At 57.7% G+C, this 20,274-nt stretch carries 15 protein-coding genes and 1 riboswitch; of the genes, 13 read left to right on the forward strand and 2 right to left on the reverse strand.

Annotation, left to right across the window (positions count from 1 at the left end; all coding sequences use genetic code 11):
- Positions 1-221 precede the first annotated feature (221 nt).
- Positions 222-435, forward strand: a riboswitch (cobalamin riboswitch).
- Positions 436-487: 52 nt separating this feature from the next.
- From G6L01_RS13995 to G6L01_RS14020, 6 genes are all read left to right on the forward strand, one after another.
- Positions 488-1,141, forward strand: a complete 654-nt coding sequence (locus G6L01_RS13995; RefSeq protein ID WP_070167029.1) for an energy-coupling factor ABC transporter permease — start codon at positions 488-490, stop codon at positions 1,139-1,141.
- Positions 1,142-1,356: 215 nt separating this feature from the next.
- Positions 1,357-2,307 (forward strand): phosphoribosylaminoimidazolesuccinocarboxamide synthase, encoded by a 951-nt coding sequence (locus G6L01_RS14000; protein ID WP_070167030.1) that lies wholly within the window; start codon positions 1,357-1,359, stop codon positions 2,305-2,307.
- A 5-nt stretch (positions 2,308-2,312) separates the two neighbouring features.
- A complete protein-coding gene (locus G6L01_RS14005) occupies positions 2,313-2,981 on the forward strand; it encodes a TetR/AcrR family transcriptional regulator (RefSeq protein WP_081344204.1) in 669 nt (222 codons plus the stop codon).
- Positions 2,982-3,153: 172 nt separating this feature from the next.
- Complete coding sequence (locus G6L01_RS14010; RefSeq protein WP_156584700.1) at positions 3,154-4,395, forward strand: efflux RND transporter periplasmic adaptor subunit; 1,242 nt, start codon at positions 3,154-3,156, stop codon at positions 4,393-4,395.
- A gap of 44 nt (positions 4,396-4,439) precedes the next feature.
- A complete protein-coding gene (locus G6L01_RS14015; protein ID WP_070167032.1) occupies positions 4,440-7,574 on the forward strand; it encodes an efflux RND transporter permease subunit in 3,135 nt (1,044 codons plus the stop codon).
- 111 nt (positions 7,575-7,685) lie between these two features.
- Positions 7,686-9,137, forward strand: a complete 1,452-nt coding sequence (locus G6L01_RS14020) for an efflux transporter outer membrane subunit (protein ID WP_070167033.1) — start codon at positions 7,686-7,688, stop codon at positions 9,135-9,137.
- A gap of 219 nt (positions 9,138-9,356) precedes the next feature.
- Here G6L01_RS14020 and efp read toward each other — a convergent pair whose 3' ends face one another.
- Positions 9,357-9,926 carry an elongation factor P gene (gene efp, locus G6L01_RS14025; protein ID WP_070167034.1) on the reverse strand — a complete coding sequence of 190 codons (570 nt, stop codon included), beginning with the start codon at positions 9,924-9,926 and terminating at the stop codon, positions 9,357-9,359.
- 162 nt (positions 9,927-10,088) lie between these two features.
- Between efp and epmA the strand changes: the two genes are divergently transcribed.
- The 7 genes from epmA to G6L01_RS14060 all read left to right on the forward strand — a co-directional run bounded on the left by epmA (position 10,089) and on the right by G6L01_RS14060 (position 18,289).
- The gene (gene epmA / locus G6L01_RS14030) at positions 10,089-11,162 is read left to right on the forward strand and encodes an EF-P lysine aminoacylase EpmA (RefSeq protein ID WP_174089324.1); all 1,074 of its coding nucleotides are present in this window, start codon (positions 10,089-10,091) and stop codon (positions 11,160-11,162) included.
- Positions 11,159-12,208 (forward strand): lysine-2,3-aminomutase-like protein, encoded by a 1,050-nt coding sequence (locus tag G6L01_RS14035; protein ID WP_070167105.1) that lies wholly within the window; start codon positions 11,159-11,161, stop codon positions 12,206-12,208. The genes epmA and G6L01_RS14035 overlap by 4 nt, the downstream gene beginning before the upstream one ends.
- Before the next feature lie 232 nt (positions 12,209-12,440).
- On the forward strand, positions 12,441-12,692 hold the full coding sequence (locus G6L01_RS14040) for an acyl carrier protein (RefSeq protein WP_070167036.1): 252 nt from the start codon (positions 12,441-12,443) through the stop codon (positions 12,690-12,692).
- Positions 12,692-13,906: an acyl-CoA dehydrogenase family protein gene (locus tag G6L01_RS14045; RefSeq protein ID WP_070167037.1), complete on the forward strand. Its 1,215-nt coding sequence runs from the start codon at positions 12,692-12,694 to the stop codon at positions 13,904-13,906. The genes G6L01_RS14040 and G6L01_RS14045 overlap by 1 nt, the downstream gene beginning before the upstream one ends.
- Positions 13,907-13,910: 4 nt before the next feature.
- Positions 13,911-14,819 carry an amino acid--[acyl-carrier-protein] ligase gene (locus G6L01_RS14050; protein ID WP_070167038.1) on the forward strand — a complete coding sequence of 303 codons (909 nt, stop codon included), beginning with the start codon at positions 13,911-13,913 and terminating at the stop codon, positions 14,817-14,819.
- Positions 14,820-14,821: 2 nt separating this feature from the next.
- The gene (locus tag G6L01_RS14055) at positions 14,822-15,787 is read left to right on the forward strand and encodes a DUF1839 family protein (RefSeq protein WP_174089330.1); all 966 of its coding nucleotides are present in this window, start codon (positions 14,822-14,824) and stop codon (positions 15,785-15,787) included.
- 54 nt (positions 15,788-15,841) lie between these two features.
- Complete coding sequence (locus tag G6L01_RS14060) at positions 15,842-18,289, forward strand: glycosyl hydrolase 2 galactose-binding domain-containing protein (protein ID WP_070167039.1); 2,448 nt, start codon at positions 15,842-15,844, stop codon at positions 18,287-18,289.
- Here G6L01_RS14060 and G6L01_RS14065 read toward each other — a convergent pair.
- Positions 18,269-20,179 (reverse strand): alpha/beta fold hydrolase, encoded by a 1,911-nt coding sequence (locus G6L01_RS14065; RefSeq protein WP_070167040.1) that lies wholly within the window; start codon positions 20,177-20,179, stop codon positions 18,269-18,271. The two genes, G6L01_RS14060 and G6L01_RS14065, sit on opposite strands and share 21 nt — an antisense overlap.
- Positions 20,180-20,274 lie beyond the last annotated feature (95 nt).

Here is a 20,274-nt window from a genome sequence, read left to right on the forward strand (position 1 = left end):
TTTGCTGTGAGGCGGGTTCTAGGCCCACTCCCTCAATATGTCAAAGGGGTTTTTGAAAACTAAATCATTTTTTTAGTAACATATTGATAAATAAGAGAAATAGCGACAATAAAATCAGGCGGTATCGTTCGCCGCGGCGTTCTAGCCGTGAAATTCGGACATCTGACGGGCAAAACTCCACCAATAGATGTCTTTTCATGGACAGGAGAGCATCCCCTCCCTAAAGTAGCATGGTATCGGTTCTGCAAGTGTCAAAAACGCGCGCGGATGAAAAGGGAATACGGTGAGGACGACCCAAGTAAGGGCCGAAACCGTGGCTGCCCCCGCAACTGTGAACGGCGAGCGATGTCCATCATGCCATTGGCCCCAAGGCCGATAAGGCGGACAAAGCCCAGACCCGTGAGCCAGGAGACCTGCCGATACTCATGCCGCGAAAGCGGTTCTCACCATCCCCGCGCGGAGGGCGCGGAAGAAAGGACTTGATCACATGCATATAGAAGTCGGGATTATTGATCCGGTCAGGATAGCGCTTGCCAATGCCGCTGCGCTGTCACTGGTTGCCTCGCAACTGCCTGCACTTTGGCGTCATCCCCTGATGCTCCCTAAGACGGCGCTTGCCGCCGTTGCTTTCTCAATCATGATGCAGGTCTGGCATCTGCCAGTAGGGCCATCGGAATTGCACCTGATCGGTGCGACCACAATTTATCTTCTCTTCGGCTTTACGCCCGCCATGCTGGGCTTTGCGCTTGGCCTCATATTACAGGCATTTCTATTTGAGCCGGGGGATATTCCTCATCTCGGCGTCAATGCCCTGTCGCTGATGCTGCCGATGATGGTGGTCCATTATACCTTTGGGAAACGTCTTTTCTCCGGCGAAATCGGCAAGCGCTTCAATCTCGCCAGGGTATTGGGACTGGATGCCACCTATTATGCCGGGGTGTCAGCCATGGTCGGTTTCTGGCTGGCTATTTCTAACGACGGGCTTGCGTTTGCCGATTGGGGACGCTGGGTCATTGCTTATGCACCGGTATTTGCCATTGAGGCATGCATCACATTTACCATCGTACTCGGCATACGGCGGATACGGCACCTTCCCGTCACCAGCCAGATCACCGAGATCGACCGTTTGACCTTTGCCTGAGATCAGCGCAGTTTAAGAGAGTGGAAAGCGCGCGTGCGATGGCCGCGCGCTTTTTTCTTTGAAAATCCCACCGCGATGGGTTAGGCGCGCTAGGACTGCATCATGGTGAGAGCAGCCGGTTGGAATGTTCATGACGTGTTTGGGCAATAAAATTGACTTACTCGCTTGAACCAGATCACCAACGCGAGATGGCAGCGACATAAAGGGGCCAAGCGATGCGCATTTTGAAAGAAGCTTTTTTTCCCGAGCTTCCCAACTATTATCGCGGCAAGGTCAGAGAAAATTACGATCTGCCGGATGGCAGCCGTATCATTATATCGACAGATCGTTTGAGCGCTTTCGACCGTATTCTGGCGTGCATCCCATATAAAGGTCAGGTCCTGACGCAGACGGCGCGCTACTGGTTTGAACAGACCGCGGATATTTGCCCCAACCATGTCATTGCCTATCCCGATCCTGCCATTGTCATCGGCAAGCGCCTGACGATCCTCCCCGTGGAAGTGGTGGTGCGCGGCTATCTGGCCGGTACGACCGGAACATCGATCCTGACGCTCTATAAAAAGGGCCAGCGAACGATGTATGGCATGACATTGCCGGACGGCATGCGTGATAATCAGAAACTGCCGCAGGCGATCATTACGCCGACCAGCAAGGAATTTGACGGCGGTCACGATGCACCGCTTACACCAGCCGAGATTATCGAAAAGGGCCTGCTGACGCCTGATCAATGGCAGCAGCTTTCCCAATATGCGCTGGCTCTTTTTGCTCGCGGCCAGCAGAAGGCGGCCGAACGCGGCCTTATTCTCGTCGATACCAAATATGAATTCGGCACGGACGAGGCAGGTAACATCCTTCTGGCTGATGAAATTCACACGCCAGACAGTAGCCGTTACTGGATTGCTGAAACTTATGAACAGGCTTTCGCCCAGGGAACCCGACCTGCCAGCTTCGACAAGGACTTCGTACGGTCCTGGGTGGCGGAACGATGCGATCCGTATAAGGACGATATTCCGGAAATTCCACAGGACCTGGTCGAGGCAACCTCCAAAGTCTATATCCAGGCCTATGAAGCCATCACAGGATTGACGTTCCAGGCCGATGTTTCCGGTGAAACGCCCTTGGATCGCGTGAAAGCAAACCTCTTCTCCTATCTAGACCGGCGCTGACAATCATGACAGCGCCCAAAAGCACTGGCAAGCCCACCGGACGAAGCGCTGGCAAGCGGGAACCGTGCCGTCCGCGCAGGTCACGTCGTCCGGCGGCCGAAACTCGCCAGGAAATCCTCCGGGCGGCGGAGGAGCTGTTTCGCCAGCGCGGGTACCAACAGGTAGCGATGGCGGATATCGCAGCAGAGCTGGAAATGTCTCCGGCCAATGTATTCAAGCATTTTCATTCCAAAACCGCGCTGGTCGATGCGATCGCGACAGCCCATCTCGAAAAACTAATGGCCGGGCTCGCTGACCTGGAACTGCTTCCTTCACCTGAGATGAAATTGCTGCAGATGGCAGAGCAACTCCTGAGCAAACTGCTGCAGGACGTTTGCGACAATCCACACCTATTCAAAATGATCGTGCTGACCACCGATCTGGAACTCACCGCCGCCGATCTCTACAGGGAAAAGATTTGCGCCATTTTCGAAAATATCGTCCTTGAAGGCGTGGCGACGGGCGACTTTTTCGTAAGAGACCCGCGTCATACTGCATCCGTCATTGCCACCGCTTTGGAAGGGGTTATCCATCCACTTTCAATCACGCGGGAAAAGCCCGAAATTCTCCATATTCGCTGCCGGGATCTGATCGGCCTGGTGACGACCGCACTGCAAAATCCACTTGCAAAGTGACGGTTGTTAATTTACGTCACGAGATACGCCGTTTGTAGGCAAGCCGTGTCCTGGATGCCATCGCGCAAAAAACATCGGCCGATAGAGCGGTTACGGAATGTTATTGTCTTGTGATCATTTTCTTTTACTGAAACTGTCAGAACAAGACTATCTCGGAAATTAGGATCTGCGCATGGCCAGACATCTCACCCTGTCATCCATTATTCTCGTGGCGGCGCTTGCGCTGAGCGGATGCAGCGATGATGGGAAAAAGCAAGCCGGCGGCCCGGGTGGACCAGGGGGCCCAGGGGGCGAGAGACCGCCAAGCCCAGTCAGCGTTCTCGCGATTAAAAAATCCACCGCACCGCTGACGACCGTCTTGTCGGGCCGAGCAGAAGCATTCCAATCCGCAGACATTCGTCCACGGGTCGGCGGGGTGATCAAGGAAATCGCCTTCAAGGAAGGCAACTTCGTCAAGGCTGGCGATCTGCTCTACAAGATCGACGAGGATACCTATAGGGCCTCATTGGACGAAGCCAAGGCGACCTTGGAAAAGTCCGAGGCGAGCGTACCGGCTGCCGAGGCAAATCTTCAGCGCTATGAGCGTCTGGCCAATACCGGTGCGTCGCAAAAGGAATATGAAGACGCCCAAACGACGCTGCTCCAGGCAAAGGCATCCGTGTCTGAATCGCGCGCCTCTCTTCAGACCGCACAGATCAACCTGGATCTGACATCGGTAAAGGCACCCTTCGATGGCGTCACATCGGCAACCAATTATTCGATCGGCAACGTCGTCACGGCCAGCCAGACAGAATCGTTGATGACCCTGCGGCAGATCGATCCGATCTATATCTCCCTGAACGAATCCAGCCTGCATCTCCAGCGTCTGCGCGCCGCCATCGCCGCCAGCAATCTAAAGCGCAACGGCAACAAGGCCGATGCCGATGCTGAAACGACCGATATCCGGCTGACGATGGAAGACGGTACTGAATATCCGCATGTCGGCAAGATCGACATGTCCGAAATGGCGGTCAGCACCTCAACCGGAACAGTGACCATTCGTGCATTGTTCGATAATCCTGACAACCTCATCCTGCCCGGCATGTATGTCCGCGCTACGATCACGGTTGGCGAAGAAGACGGTTATCTCATTCCGCAGCGCGCTGCGAGCCGCAATGCCAATGGCGACCTGACCGCCAAATTTGTAAACGCAGAAAATAAAGTTGAAACCCGGACATTCCGCAGCAGCAAGCTGTCTGGCAACAACTGGCTGGTCAACGACGGCGTCAAGGAAGGGGACCAGTTGATCCTCGATGGCTTCCAGTCGATCACCGACAACGCCATCGTCAAGCCGGTTCCCTCGGAAATCGATTCGAAGGGCTTCGTTATTGCGCCCGCCGCCGCGAAGACTGCTACGGAAGCACCGAAATCATGATGTCAAAGGACATCTCCTGCAACATCGTGATCAGGAATTAACTCATGGCAAAATTCTTCATACGGCGACCGATTTTCGCCTGGGTGATCGCGATCGTGATCATGCTGGGCGGCGGGCTTGCCATCACCAGCCTTTCGATCTCGCAATATCCGGAAATCGCACCACCTTCTGTCCGCATCAGCGCCACCTATACCGGTGCCAGCGCCGATACCGTGAAGAAAACCGTTACTCAGATCATTGAGGACGGCATGACCGGCCTTGATGGCCTGACATACATGACGTCCTCGTCCACGTCCGGATCTTCATCCATTACGCTGACCTTCGACAACAGCATCGATCCGGATATGGCCCAAGTCCAGGTCCAGAACAAACTGCAATTGGTGGAATCACAATTACCGTCCGTGGTGCAAAATCTCGGCATCGAAGTGACGAAATCGACCTCCAGTATCCTGTTGGTCGGCGCTCTCGTATCCACGGATGGCAAGCGCACATCGGCAGACCTCGGCGACATCTTTTCAGCTCAGATCGAAGACCAGGTGAAGCGCCTGGAAGGCGTCGGCAATATCAATGCCTTCGGCTCCGCCTTTGCTATGCGCATCTGGCTCGATCCATTCAAGCTGCGCAAGTTCCAGCTGACGCCAGCCGACGTGACATCGGCCATCGAAGCGCAAAATACCCAGATTTCGGTCGGCTCGGTCGGCGGTCTTCCTGCCGTGGAAGGACAGCAAATCAACGTCACGATGACAGCTCAGAGCCAGCTGACCACTGTGTCGGACTTTGAGCGGATCATTTTGAAGGTCGATACCAGCGGCGCCAATGTTCGTTTGAGCGATGTCGCCCGCGTTGAAATCGGCCAGGAAAGTTACACGTCCACCTCCCGCTCAAACCGGCAGGCTGCCTCCGGCTTCGCGGTCAACCTTGCGACGGGCGCGAACGCACTCGATACCGCTTCGCGTGTCAAGGCGAAACTGGCGCAGATTGCACCCGCCTTGCCGAAAAATGTCAGCGTCATCTACCCATATGACACAACGCCGTTTGTGTCCTTGTCGATCGAAAAGGTCGTTCATACGCTGATCGAAGCCATTGTGCTGGTGTTCTTCGTATTGTTGATCTTCCTGCAGAATCTGCGGGCGACATTCATTCCGATGATTGCCGTGCCCGTCGTGCTGCTTGGAACCTTCGGCATCTTGGCGCTGACGGGATATTCAATCAACACGCTGACCATGTTTGCCATGGTGCTTGCCATCGGTCTTCTCGTTGATGACGCTATCGTCGTCGTTGAAAATGTCGAGCGCATCATGTCCGAGGAGGGCCTTCCTCCCCTGGAGGCGACCCAGAAATCCATGGGTGAAATCACTGGCGCCATCGTCGGCATCGCCCTGGTGTTGACGGCCGTGTTTGTTCCCATGGCATTTTTCGGTGGCTCGACCGGTATTATCTATCGTCAGTTTTCGGTCACCATCATCTCGGCAATGCTGCTTTCTGCGGTTGTCGCTATCGTTCTGACACCTGCGCTTTGCGCGACGATACTGAAACCGATCGACAAGAGTCATAAGAAGACCACCGGTCCAGCCGCATGGTTCAATCGCAATTTCGACCGCACGACCAATGGCTACGTCTGGTCCATTGGTCACCTGCTAAGGCGCCCGCTTCGGCTTCTTTTGATATTCGCTGTCCTGGTCGGCGGTTGCGCCTGGCTGTTCCTGCGCCTGCCCTCTTCCTTCCTGCCACAGGAAGACCAGGGCGTGCTGATGACGATCGTCCAGCTGCCGAATGGCTCGACCTCGGCACAGACGGGCGAAGTGATGAAAAAAGTCGAGGATTATCTTCTCGACAAGGAATCCAGCGTTGTCGACTCGGTTTTCGCCGTCAATGGTTTCAGCTTCAACGGAAGTGGCCAGAACTATGGCCTGGTTTTCGCTAAGCTGAAGGATTTCGATCTGCGCAAAGAGCCGAATATGGCCGCTGGTGCCATCGTTCAACGAGCGATGGGTTATTTCATGACCATTCGTGAAGCGCAGGTCTTTCCAATCCTGCCACCGGCCATTCAGGGCATGGGTAACTCCAGTGGTTTTTCCTTGTATCTCGTCGATAACGGGAACCACGGCTCTGAAGCACTGTCTATTGCCGCCAAACAGCTGCTGGCGCAGGCCAATAGCAGCGGCATTATCACGGCCATGCGTCCGAACGACCGCGATGAGGAAAGTCAGGTCAAGCTTATCCTCGACCAGGAAAAGCTCAGCGCCATGGGCGTGACAATTTCTGACGCAAACTCCATGCTGACGACGATTTTCGCTGGCACCAATGTCAATGACTTCACGCTGAACAACAAGATCAAGAAGGTCTACGTACAGGCCGATGCGCCCTATCGTATGCAGGCCGAGGACATAAAGTATTGGGATGCCCGCAATTCGAGCAATGAGATGGTCCCCTTCTCATCGTTCACGGATGCAAAATGGGTTAACGGGCTTCCCTCTATTTCCGCTTTCAACGCCGTCACAGCCTTCTCCCTTGACGGTTCGGCGGCACCCGGCGTCAGCTCCGGCGATGCCATGAACGAAGTGGAGCGGCTGGTGTCGAAAATGGACGGTGGCTACACCGTCGCCTGGCAGGGCATTTCCTATCAGGAAAGATTATCGGGATCGCAGGCGCCTCTGCTCTACGCCTTGTCGGTTTTGATCGTCTTCCTGTGCCTCTCGGCATTGTATGAAAGCTGGTCAATCCCCTTCTCGGTCATCATGGCCGTGCCAATCGGCATTCTCGGCGCCGTCGCCGCGGCAACCTTGATGGGGCAGGACAACGACGTCTACTTCAAGGTCGGGCTGCTCACCACGATAGGCCTGGCGGCAAAGAACGCCATTCTGATCGTCGAGTTTGCCAAGGAGCGGCAGGAACACGGATTGAGCCTGATGGATGCGACCCTGGAGGCGGCAAGACTTCGTCTTCGGCCGATCATCATGACATCGCTCGCCTTCATTCTCGGTGTTGTTCCGCTGGCAATCGCCACTGGCGCGGGCTCTGCCGCGCAGAATGCAATCGGCATCGGCGTACTCGGTGGTATGCTTTCTGCAACACTGCTGGGAATTTTCTTTGTTCCATCCTTTTTTGTTATTGTCAGACGCGCTTCAAACCGTGCAAAAGCCAAAGAAGAGCTGTTACAAGCTGAGCAGAAACGATAGGTTAAAAAACAGTTGCCGCGCTCCAAAAAAAGCGCGGCATTTTCGAGATTGTGGCGGTCGCGGCCCATTGCTTGCTCGGCGCGCCTTCGGATTGAAACAGGGATAGAATAGATGGTCTCCGTACGCTTAGCTGCGCCCTTTGCAATGCTGCTTCTGTCAGGTTGCGTGATGGGTCCCGAGCACAGCCCGCCACAAACAGCACTTCCTGCCAAGTTTACAGAAGGCGGGACCAAATCTGCGCAGGACACAACCACTGTTCAGTGGTGGACTGCGTTCAACGATGCGCGCCTCAACACGCTGATCAACCAGGGTGTCAACCAGAATCTCGATGTTCTGCAGGCACTGGAGCGGATCGAACAGGCGCGCGCGACAGTCGTCACCTCATCTGCCGGCGGCCTACCAAGCCTGACGGGCACGGCAAGCGAAAGCGGCAGCCAGACCAATGGCGGCTATAATTCTCAGCCCCGCGCTTGGGAATCCAAAGGCGAGCTTTCCGCGTCCTGGCTTCTCGATCTCTGGGGTCAATACCGCCGCGCCAAGCAGAGCGCTACGGCGTCGCTTGATGCTGCCTATGCCAGCGTCGATACGTCTCGCCTGACCTATCTCTCCGATCTGGCGACAGCCTATATCGATGCCCGCTACTATCAGGCTCGAATCGCAATCGCCAACGAAGCCGTCAAGTCTCGTCGCGAAACTCTGGCGCTGACCAAGCTCCAGCTTGAGGCCGGTGCTGCTTCGCGCCTCGACGTCGTGCAGTCCGAAGGTCTGGTCAACTCGCAGCTGGCGGATATTCCCGGCTTTGAAGCCAACTTCTATAGCAATGCCTATCATATCTCGACGCTCCTTGGCCTTCCGGCCTCGACGCTCATCAACGATCTGAAGAAGCATGCTCCTCAGCCGGTTGCCCGTCGTGTGGTTCTGTCGGGAATTCCGGCCGACCTGATCCGCAACCGTCCTGACATTCGCAAGGCAGAACGCGATCTGGCCGCTGCCGTCTATGACATTGGCAATGCGCAGGCGCAGTTGTTGCCTTCGATCACGCTCAGTGGTTCGATTTCGCCGTCCTATGTTCATTCGAACACCCATGGCACAGCCAATACCTGGTCCTTCGGTCCATCGCTCAGTCTGCCTATTTTCGATGGCGGTACATTGCGCGCCAATGTCAAGAACGCCCAGTCGGTCGCTCGTGAAAAATACCTGGCCTGGAAGCAGACTGTGCTGAACGGCGTCGAAGACGTTGAAAGCGCGCTTGCTGCCTATAACCGCGATGCTCGCGCCGTTGCAGCCAATCGCGCCTATGTAAAGTCCTATAAGGAAGCGCTCGAACTTTCGACCGCATCCTATAAGGACGGTGCTTCGTCCCTGCTCGACGTCTTGGATGCGCAGCGTGAGTTGACCACCGCTCAGGCCAGCCTTGCCGAGTCGATCCAGCAAATGGCCAATGACTATGTGACACTGAATGTGGCCATTGGCGGCGGCTATAATTTCAATGGCAAGGCCCAGGCTATTGAAGCCACCGTCAAGCCTGCGGATATCCCGCCCGCACTTGCCAAAGCCAAGTAAGCATCAGACTTTTCATGCAAACGCCCGGCGATCCTGATCGCCGGGCGTTTTTTATTGATGGTCACTTTGTTTGCATTGCGTATTGCCGACAGCACCGAATGCAAGCGTCTTTAAAATTGCCGCATAATAGCAAAAAGCCCGGCTCGCAAAGGAGACCGGGCTTTTCATTAATCAAACATCAGGCAGAAACGACAGGTCGAAGTGCCGGAGCGTTGGACATCAGTCCTTGGCACGCTCAACATAGGAATTGTCTTCAGTGGCAATCACCACGCGGGTTCCGGCATTGATATGCGGCGGTACCAGGGTGCGGATGCCGTTGGAAAGCATCGCAGGCTTATAAGACGAGGATGCCGTCTGGCCTTTGACGACCGGTTCGGTCTCCATGATTTCCAGCGTCACATGGCGCGGCAGGTCAAGCGCCAGCGCAACACCTTCATACATGGAAATAACGCAGGTCATGCCTTCCTGGAGATAGGCCTTCTGGTCACCCATGGTATCGACATCAACGACGATCTGGTCGTAGTTTTCCGGATTCATGAAGTGGAAGCCTTCACCATCCTCGTAGAGGAACTGGTGGTTGACGTCTTCGACGAAAGCGCGCTCCACCTGCTCGGTCGTGCGCCAGCGTTCGGACACTTTCACACCGTCAACGATGCGGCGCATGTCGATCTGGGTCACCGGCGTGCCTTTGCCGGGATGGAAGTTTTGCGCGGTAAGCACGACATAGAGCTTGCCGTCGACTTCGAGAACATTGCCCTTGCGGACCGAAGAGGCGATGACCTTGACCATTCGGAATTCCTTGTATCTCTCAAACACACATCGTAAAGGACGACCCGGCGCCCCTTTGACATGCTGTGACGTTGCATGGGGCGCACCTAACCCAAATTTGCCGAAATAGCCAGCCCGTGTTGCAGCCGAATTGCCGGCCAAGGACGAAAGATTAAGAGTGCAATGACTGGAATGAGCGAAAAGCGCCTCTCCGCCTCCCCTTGGTGGACACCGCGGGTCCATGCAGACCGCCGCCCCTTCCTGCTTGGCCGCAATGCCATCCAGGCCGCCCTGCGGCTCTATTTCAGCCGTAACGACATCCTGGAGATCGACACCGCAACCTTGCAGATCTCGCCCGGCAACGAGGCGCACTTGCATGCCTTCGCAACGAGCGCCATTGGCAATGACGGGCAGGCGTATCCTCTTTACCTGCATACATCACCGGAATTTGCCTGCAAGAAACTGCTGGCCGCCGGCGAGCCACGGATCGCCTGCTTTGCCCATGTCTATCGCAACCGGGAGCGTGGTCCCCTGCACCACCCGGAATTCACCATGCTGGAATGGTATCGCGCCGGGGAACCCTATGAGCGGCTGATGGACGATTGTGCTGCCATCCTGGCCCTTGCCGCCGAAACGACAGGAACCCGGCAATTTTCCTTCCGCGGCGGCGTTTGCGATCCCTTTGCGCCGTTTGAGCGGCTCAGCGTTGCCGATGCTTTTGCGCGCCATGCGGGCATCGATCTTCTGGGCAGCGTGTTTGCCGGCGGCGAAACCGACCGCGACCATCTGGCCGCACAGCTACGGCAGGTAGGCATGCGCGTTGCCGAAGACGATGGCTGGGCCGATCTGTTCAGCCGGGTGATCGTTGAAAAAGTCGAACCGCATCTGGGCTTTGGCCGGCCCACCATTCTCGACCGCTATCCGGTGGCGGAAGCCGCCCTTGCCCGGCCCGCGGCTGACGATCCGCGCGTCGCCGAGCGGTTCGAACTTTATGCCTGCGGCGTCGAACTGGCCAATGCCTTCGGCGAGTTGACCGATCCGCAGGAGCAACGCCGTCGCTTCATGCTGGAAATGGCGGAGAAGCAGCGGGTGTACGGCGAAACCTATCCGCTGGACGAGGATTTTCTGGAGGCGCTGGCCATCATGCCGGAAGCGTCAGGTATCGCGCTCGGTTTCGACCGGCTGGTGCTGCTGGCGACTGGTGCGCAGCGGATCGAGCAGGTGTTGTGGACACCGGTGGCGGAGCCGCAACCGTGACCGCTCCCGTCAGAACCGTGAAAACTGTCGGAGAACTGGTCGAGACCGGACTTGTTGCTGCCGAAACCGGTGCGCAACTGGAAGCGGTCGCTGCCCGCTACGCCATCGCCATCACCCCCGCCATGCTGGCGCTGATCGACCCAAACGACCCCAAAGACCCGATTGCCGCGCAATTCGTCCCACAAGCCGGTGAATTGGAGCATCAGCCGGTGGAGCGGGCCGATCCGATCGGTGACCATGCCCATAGCCCGGTCGAAGGCATTGTCCATCGCTATCCCGACAGGGTTCTGTTGAAGGTGGTGCATAGCTGCCCGGTCTATTGCCGTTTCTGCTTTCGCCGCGAAATGGTCGGACCGGAAGGCGATGGCCTGCTCTCAGGCCCGGCGCTGGACGCCGCCATTGCCTATATCCGTGACCACAAGGATATCTGGGAGGTCATCTTTACCGGCGGCGATCCGCTTGTTCTGTCGCCACGCCGGCTGCGGTCGATCTTGCAGCAATTGGGCACCATCGATCATGTCCGGATCATCCGGTTTCACAGCCGTGTTCCCGTCGCCGATCCGGCCCGTATCGACAAGGATCTGATCGACGCCTTGCAGGCGAGCGGCAAGACCACCTATATCGCCATACACGCCAACCACCCACGCGAACTGACGCCGCAAGCCCGGGCGGCGAGCGAAAAGCTCCTGCAAGCTGGCTTTGCGCTTTTAAGTCAAACAGTGCTGCTGAAGGGCGTTAATGACGATGTTGCTGTGCTGGCGGATCTGATGCGCGCTTTCGTCGACATGCGTATCCGGCCGTATTACCTGCATCACCCGGATCTGGCGCCCGGCACCGGCCATTTCCGCCTCAGCATAGAGGAAGGCCAGGCGATCGTCTCGGCCTTGCATGGGCATCTGTCGGGTCTCTGTCAGCCGACTTACGTGCTGGATATTCCCGGCGGCCACGGCAAGGCGCCGATCGATGCGAGCCGGATCAGCAAGGAAGGCGATCATTATCGGGTCACGGACTTCCATGGACATCACCATATTTATCGTGATCAGTAGAAATCATTTTCACAATCAAAAGTATACAATTTTCAAAGATACAACCTTTAGAAAATTCAGATAAACCCAAAAAAAGCCGAGAATATTAAACCTTAAAGATTTGAAATTTCAACGATCCTGTTAGAATCTTAGACACGATCAAAAGAATTGAGATATTCATATTAGCCTAATCTTACGATTTCTGGTCTATTGCAATTCTCCTGATCAGACAGATTTCCTAAGAGGGGTTGAGATGAACGAGACCATTCGGACTATTCTGGGCAGAGTTGGCGGCTTACAGGTTGCCGTTGCAGAGATCGCGGCTGATGCCGATCTTTATGCGCTGGGACTGTCTTCTTTTGCATCGGTGCAACTGATGCTCGGCATAGAAGAAGCCTTTGACATTGAATTTCCCGACCATCTGCTCAACCGCAAATCCTTTGCCAGCATCGAGGCCATCGAACGCACGGTGCGCCAGATCCTGGAGGGTCGGAAGGTCGCCTGATGACCGCTCCGGCTACTCACGCCCTCAACGTCAGGACTCCCGCCGGTAATCTCTCCGAAAGGGCAGCCCGCGTTGCCGCTATTGCCGCAAAATATGCCGAGGATGTCGACCGCGAAGGCCGGTTTCCGCGCGAGACCGTGGACGCATTGAAGGCAGAGCAGCTGCTCGGCATCCAGATCCCCGCAGGACTTGGCGGTGAAAATGCCGGATTTGCCGCAATTGCCGAGATCTGCACCACGCTTGGCCAGGCCTGCGCCTCCAGCGCGATGATTTTCGCCATGCATCACATCAAATGTTCCAGCCTCGTGGAACATGCCCAGGACAATGCCTGGCAGCGCAGCTTCATGGCACGGGTTGCCGATGAGCAATTGCTGCTTGGCTCCGCGACGACCGAAGGCGGCATTGGCGGCAATCTGCGCAATTCCATCTGCGCCATTGAGGTCGATGGCGGCACCTGCCGGCTGGAAAAGGACGCCACCGTCATTTCCTATGGATCAGAGGCCGATGCGATCCTGATCACTTCGCGCGCCCATAAGGATGCCGCACCGTCCGACCAGGTCATGACCGTATTTCTCAAGGGCCAATATAGCCTGGACAAGACCGTGGACTGGGACACACTCGGTATGCGCGGCACTCGGTCCGATGGCTTCCTGTTCAAGGGCGAAGCGCCCGCCATCCAGATCCTGCCAAAACCCTTTGCCGACATTGCCGCCCAGTCGATGCTGGCCGCCTCCCATATTCTGTGGAGCGGCGTCTGGTACGGCATCGCCGTTGATGCCGTGGCGAGAGCACAGAGCTTCGTGCGCGCCGCCGCCCGCAAGAGCCAGAACAGCTCGCAACAAGGCCAGATGCCGCCCGGTGCCTTGCATCTGGCGCAAGCCGCCAATCTGTTGCAGCTGGTGCGCTCCAATGTGGTGGCGGCGCTCAAAGCCTATGAAGAGGCCAAAAATGACGGCGACAAGCTGTCGTCCTTCGGTTTTTCGGTGGCGATGAACAATGTCAAGATTGCCTCGTCCGAGACGATCATCGACATCATCAATCAGGCCATGCTGATCTGCGGCATCATGGGCTACAAAAACGGCACACCCTACAGCCTTGGCCGCCATCTGCGCGACGCGCATTCCGCCCGGCTGATGATTTCCAATGACCGCATTCTCGCCAACACATCAACGATGTTGCTGGTCCACAAACTCGACACACGTCTGCTGGGGTAAGCAAATGGATACGCAAGCCAATTTTCTGGACCGGCTGTTCGATGCCGGCCTGCTGATCGATACTGGCGTGGACGGGCTTTATGGCCGCAGCGGCCAGTTCGAAGATGTGATCGCCGCTTTCGAGCGGCTGATCGACCGGTTCGGTGGCGCAGATGGTGCTGAAGCTCTGCGCTTTCCGCCGGGCATGAACCGCGCTTTTTTCGAGACCAGCGGCTATATGAAGAGCTTTCCGCAGCTGGCCGGCACCGTGCACAGCTTCTGCGGCAACGAGCTTGACCATGTCAGCCTGCTGAAATGCATGGATGCTGATGAGGACTGGACGAAGGACCAGAAGGCAACCGATATCGTGTTGACGCCTGCCGCCTGCTATCCGCTCTATCCAACCATTGCCAAGCGTGGCCCGATTGCAGCCTCCGGCGCACTGTTTGACTTGCAATCCTATTGTTTCCGCCATGAACCCTCGACCGATCCGGCCCGCCAGCAGCTGTTTCGCATGCGCGAATATGTCTGCATGGGTTCAGAAAGCCATGTCACCGATTTCCGCCAGACCTGGATGGATCGCGGCCTGAAAATGATGGAAGAGGTGGCATTGCCGGTTGAAATCGACATTGCCAACGATCCGTTCTTCGGACGCGCTGGCAAGATGCTGGCCAATAACCAGCGCGACCAGAACCTGAAATTCGAATTGCTGATCCCGATCACCTCGGTCGCCAAGCCCACCGCCTGCATGAGCTTCAACTATCATCAGGATGCCTTTGGCAGCAAATGGGGCCTGAACCTGGAAGATGGTTCGGTTGCCCATACCGCTTGCGTTGGCTTCGGTCTGGAGCGGATCGCCCTGGCGCTGTTCCATCACCACGGGCTGGACGTCAAGGCTTGGCCGCAATCGGTGCGCAGCGCACTCTGGGGCTGATGATGACCACGGTCCTGCCGCTCGATCCGGCCCTCTACCAGCCGCATGCACTGCATTCGGCTGAGCGCATGTGGCCGGAAACCAATTGCTATGTCGATCTGTGGATCGAGGTCCTTTCCGTGCTGGGCCTGCCGCCGGAGGCCATGCTGGGTTTTACCCTGACCCAGGATTTCGAGGGCGACCAGTTCACCTTCTTCAAGGCGCCGCTGGAAGATCTCGAAGCGCTTTACGGCATTCGCGTCACAGAACTGGCAATTTTCGACCGAGCTGAGGCGCATGTGGCCCAGCAGATCAGCCGTGGCCGGTTGTGCCTTGTCGAAATGGACAGCTATTTCATGCCCGATACGGCAGGTGTCGGCTATCGCCAGCACCATGGCAAGACCACGGTCGGTATCAACCGGCTGGATCTGGCGGGCAGATCAATGGACTATTTCCACAATGGCGGGTTTTTCCGGCTGGAAGCTGAGGATTTCGACGGAATTTGGCAATTAGCGGCTCCGGAGGCCGCACTTCCATTCCTGCCCTATACGGAATTTGCCAAATTCCCCGAAACTCGGCCTGACGAGACGCATCTGCGCCAGGTCGCTGAGCGGCTTTTCGCCTTTCACTTTGCCCGCCGCCCGCAAGACAATCCCTTTGCGGCGTTTGCAGTGGTCTTTCCAGCCCAGGTGGAGGCCATCGCGGAGCGGCCCTTCGGCTATTTTCATACCTATGCCTTCAACACGTTGCGGCAATTCGGGGCGAATTTCGAGCTTCTAGCCAGTCACTTGCATTGGCTTGCAGCAGACGATCGCTATACGAGCGAAATTGCCGAAGCATTGCGGATTTCCGAGCTGGCAAAAACCGTCCAGTTCCAACTGGCCCGCGCCGTCACCCGCAAGAAATTCGAACCACTGAAAGCAGCGCTTGACCCCGCGATTGACGCATGGGACAGGCTGATGACGGGGCTTGCCAGCAAGATCGGCTGAGACCAGATCGGGTCATTCAGGCACCGTCTTGCCGTTATGAGGGACGCATAGCCAATGATCACCTATCTCGATGCCGACATCCGCCCACTGGAAGCCGGTTGGACCTTGCTGGTCTGCGAGCCAGGCACCTATGACAGCCCGAAGGCATTGCACCGCGCCAGCGCCCGCCTTCAGGCACCAGTACCCGGCACCGTTGCCCAGGCGCTGACCAAGGCGGGCCTATTCGATCCTGATCATCCAAGCCCGCTGCATGGCAAGGACATCTGGTATCTCCGCCCCCTGACCGGCGAACAGCCCGGCCCGGCGGTGCTGCGCTTCGAAGGCTTGGCGACCATTGCCGAGGTCTATTTGAACGACAGGCTGATCCTGTCATCGCAGAGCATGTTCGAGGCCCATGATGTCGATGTAATCCTGACCGGCTCGGACGACCTGTCGATCTGCTTTCGCGCGCTCAAGCCTCATCTGGAAAGACGAGGTCCAAGAGCCCGCTGGCGACCGCAGATGATGAGCGACCAGGGCCTGCGGCTGGTGCGCGCAACCGCCCTTGGCCATATGCCCGGCTGGTGCCCTGACATTCATGCGGTTGGGCCGTACCGGCCAATCAGCCTGATCCGCCCGGGCGCAAGCACGATAACCGACCTCGCGCTGCACGCCGATCTCGATGAAAACGGCACCGGGCTGCTCGACATCGCATTCCAGCTGACTGGCAGTGTGACAGCCATATCCGTGACATGTGCGGGTGAGACTCTCGATCTCAAAGCCGATGCCGACGGCCATGTCGCGGGCCAGCTTCGTCTTCCCACTGTTGCGCCCTGGTGGCCGCGCACCCATGGTGAGCCGGTGCTGCACGACATTCACCTGACGCTGGATGGAAAGCCGCATTCGCTTGGTCTCACCGGCTTTCGCCGCATCCGGATCGACCGGGGCGCGGATGGCAAGGATTTCGCGATCTTCGTCAATGGCGTGAAAATCTTCTGCCGGGGTGCCGTCTGGACCAATGCCAACCTGACCCGCCTGCCCAGCACCGCCGAGGATTATGCGTCCTGGCTGAGCATGGCCGCAGATGCCAGCATGAACATGGTCCGCATCGGCGGCACCATGACCTATGAAAGCGCCGATTTCTTCAGGCTTTGCGATCGGCTAGGACTGATGGTCTGGCAGGATATCATGCTGGCCAATTTCGACTATCCCGCTGCCGACGAGACCTTTGCCGACCATATCCACCTGGAAGTGGAACAGCTGTTAAGCGCCGTACAGTCCTCTCCCTCGCTGGCAATCCTGTGCGGCGGCAGCGAAGTCTATCAGCAGGGCGCCATGCTGGGCCTGCCGGAAACCAGCTGGAAAGGCCCTGTCTTCACCAGCCTTCTGCCGCAGCTCTGCGCGCGCTTTGCACCACATCTGCCTTATGTGGAAAATTCACCGATGGGTGGCACAATGCCCTTCAGCCCGGATACCGGCGTCACCCATTATTACGGCGTCGGTGCCTATTGCCGCCCGCTTGAGGACGCCCGTCGCGCCCAAGTCCGCTTTGCCGCCGAATGCCTGGCCTTTGCCCATGTCCCCCAGCAACAGGTGCTGGACAGGCATTTGCCCGTGTCACCGGTTCATGATCCCCGCTGGAAAGCGCGTGTGCCGCGAGACCGGGGCGCCTCCTGGGATTTCGAGGATATTCGCGACCATTATCTCGCCCTGCTCTACGGTGTCGATCCGGCCGGGTTGCGCCGGGAAAATCCGGCGCGTTACCTGCATCTGTCGCGGGCGGTCAGTGGAGAGGTGCTGGAGGAAACCTATGCGGAATGGCGCCGGCCCGGTTCATCCTGCAATGGCGCGCTGGTCTGGATCTTTCAGGACCTGAACATCGGTCCCGGCTGGGGGCTGGTGGATGCGACCGGAGCGCCGAAACCCGTCTGGTACGCGGCGCGGCGCGCCTTCAGCCCCATCCGCATCACCATGACCGACGAAGGCACCAATGGGCTAGATGTGCATCTTTGCAATGACACGATGCGGCAACAGACTCTGACCCTGGATCTCACTTGCCTGCGCGACGGTAAATCCCCGGTCGTAGCCGCAAGGCGTGCCGTCATCTTGCCCCCGCAAAGCGGCATGACATTGCATGCCACCGATCTGTTCGGAGCGTTTTTCGACACGACCTATGCCTTCCGCTTCGGGCCGCCCGCCCATGACGTCGCGGTGGCGACCCTGAGCACCCCGGAAAACGGCGAGATCGTCAGTCAGTCCTTTCACTTCCCGCAAGGACGCGCCCCGGCCATGCATGACGCAGAGATCAGCACCACGCTCTCGCAGGAAAAGGATGGCTGGTGGCTGATGCTGGAAACCGACCGGCTGGCCCAATCCGTCCATATCGCCCTTGAAGACGGCCGCAGCACCGACGATTTCTTTCATCTGGCGCCCGGTTTTGCCCGCCGGGTCAGGCTTCTAACATCGGACAAACCCAGCGGCGAAATCCTGAGCGGCTCTGCCTTACGACGCTTCCGGTTCTGACACGGGTTCTTTGCCTGCGGATACACCGGCTTTGATCTGCTGGGCAGGCAATTTCGACGCCTGAACCGTCATCGCCAGCGCTTTGATTTCCTCGAAATAGCGCTGCTGGGCAGCGGCGGGAGAGAAATTATGATCCGTTTCCGCCAGAATGTCGGTGCGGACATTGGGATAACGTTCCAATTTGCGGCCCTGGGGACCGAAATGCTGATAGAAATGGTCAAGACCAACGTCCTGCTCGCTATAGAGCAGCACAAGCGGCGTCTTTCGCTTTGCCAGAGCGGCAAAGGCGACGCGCACGGCCCGATGCTCCAGCCGGACATCGCGGCTGAAGACCTGGGCGAGGCCAAGGCGGCTCAACACACGACGTACGCCAACCAGTGCGAAGTTGCGGGTCGCGTTTTTCACATCCACCTTGCCCCGCCAGAGACGCCGCAAGGTTTGCATCTGAAACAGCCGATGCTTGTAGGTATCGAGCGAACGCGGCACCACAGCTAGCCCGTCTTCCACCCGCCGTCTCTTATCCCAATAGAAGACGAAGGGATTGACGAGGCAGGCTCCGGCAATGCGATGATCCTTGGTCATGCAGGAAAACCCGAGATAACCGCCACTGCACCGTCCGGCCACCACACTGGGCAGCAGTGAACGCTCTTCGAGAACGGCAAGCGCCGCTTCCACATCGTCATATTGGGTTTCGGCGTATAGCACCTGATCCGGCAGGCCCGGCACCGGCGGGCTATCGCCGACATTGGCAACATCGAAGCGCAGGGAGGCAATACCGTCGCCTGCAAGCTTGCGCGCCATGGCGACACCCGAGCGTCCCCATCCCGCACTGCGGTCATAGGCAGTGTTGAGCAACAGAACGCTTGCGCCACAGCGGGGACCAGTCGGCTCGCACAAAATACCATAAAGCCGTTTGCCCCGGCCAAACCGAAGGGCCGTCTCGCGAAAATCCACGCCATCGAGGTGCGCCTGATCTTCGTCCTGTGCGGATACCGCTGACGGATCGATAGCCAACAGACGCTTCTGCTCGCCAAGCGCTGCCGCCCGGCGAACGATCCAGCTTATGACATTTTCAGCCGCCACCATGGGCATGCGGGCCATGGCGGGATTGCCGACCATCGCATCATAGCCCGGATAGTCGATGCTCTCGACGCGGGCGCCTTTCGCTTCAATCTGCTTTGCCATTTGCCCGTCACCGGGCCGATCCGCCCGGTTGACGAACAGATGCGGGATGGAGCGATGCGGCTGCACGGCGGAAAAATCGGCTTTCTTCAAGGCCGAAGCCTTTGCATCCGGCATCACATGCCCGGCAATGGCCGTCATACCGCTGAGCCGCAAATGTTCGGCCAGGCCCAATCCGTCATCGATGACCCGCGCCCAGAACTGCAATTCCCTGAGATAAGCACGACCCGAGGCCACGGGAGCCATGGCGACAAATCCCGCCAGGCCATCGAGGTCTGCGGCCATGCCCACGCCAAGTGATGCACCCAGCCCATGCCCCAGCAAAATCACCGGCAAGCCGCCGGTCTTTTCGGCAAGGACGTCAAGCGCGGCGCGGATCGTATCTTGCCAGAGCGACAGGCCAAGCGTTCGGTCCGGCGGGTCCAGCGCATCGCCCGTGCCGGGATAATCGAAGCGCAGACTGGCAATGCCCTCACACGCCAGTTCTTCCGCAATGATGCGGAAAAGCTTGTGCGTGCACATTTCCTCAAAGCCCCAGGGCTGGAGAAACAGCACCGCGCATTTGCGCACCACACCTTGCTTGGCGCCCTCCGCCGGCTGATAGAGCCCGAAGGTGCCAGCAAAGCTGACCGGCTGAGCCACAGCATGCTGGTGCGGCTGAAGCCGCTGGCCAGATGCCGGGCCAACCCGCTCGGTTATCGCTTCCATCAACCTGCCCTTTCCTTGCCCCACGGCACTCTCTCAAAGACGGCTACTGCATAATCCCTTAAATCTCCATGGATTTAAGGTGAAAATTATTGAGC

Source organism: Agrobacterium vitis (assembly GCF_013337045.2).
Taxonomy (GTDB): Bacteria; Pseudomonadota; Alphaproteobacteria; order Rhizobiales; family Rhizobiaceae; genus Allorhizobium; species Allorhizobium vitis_B.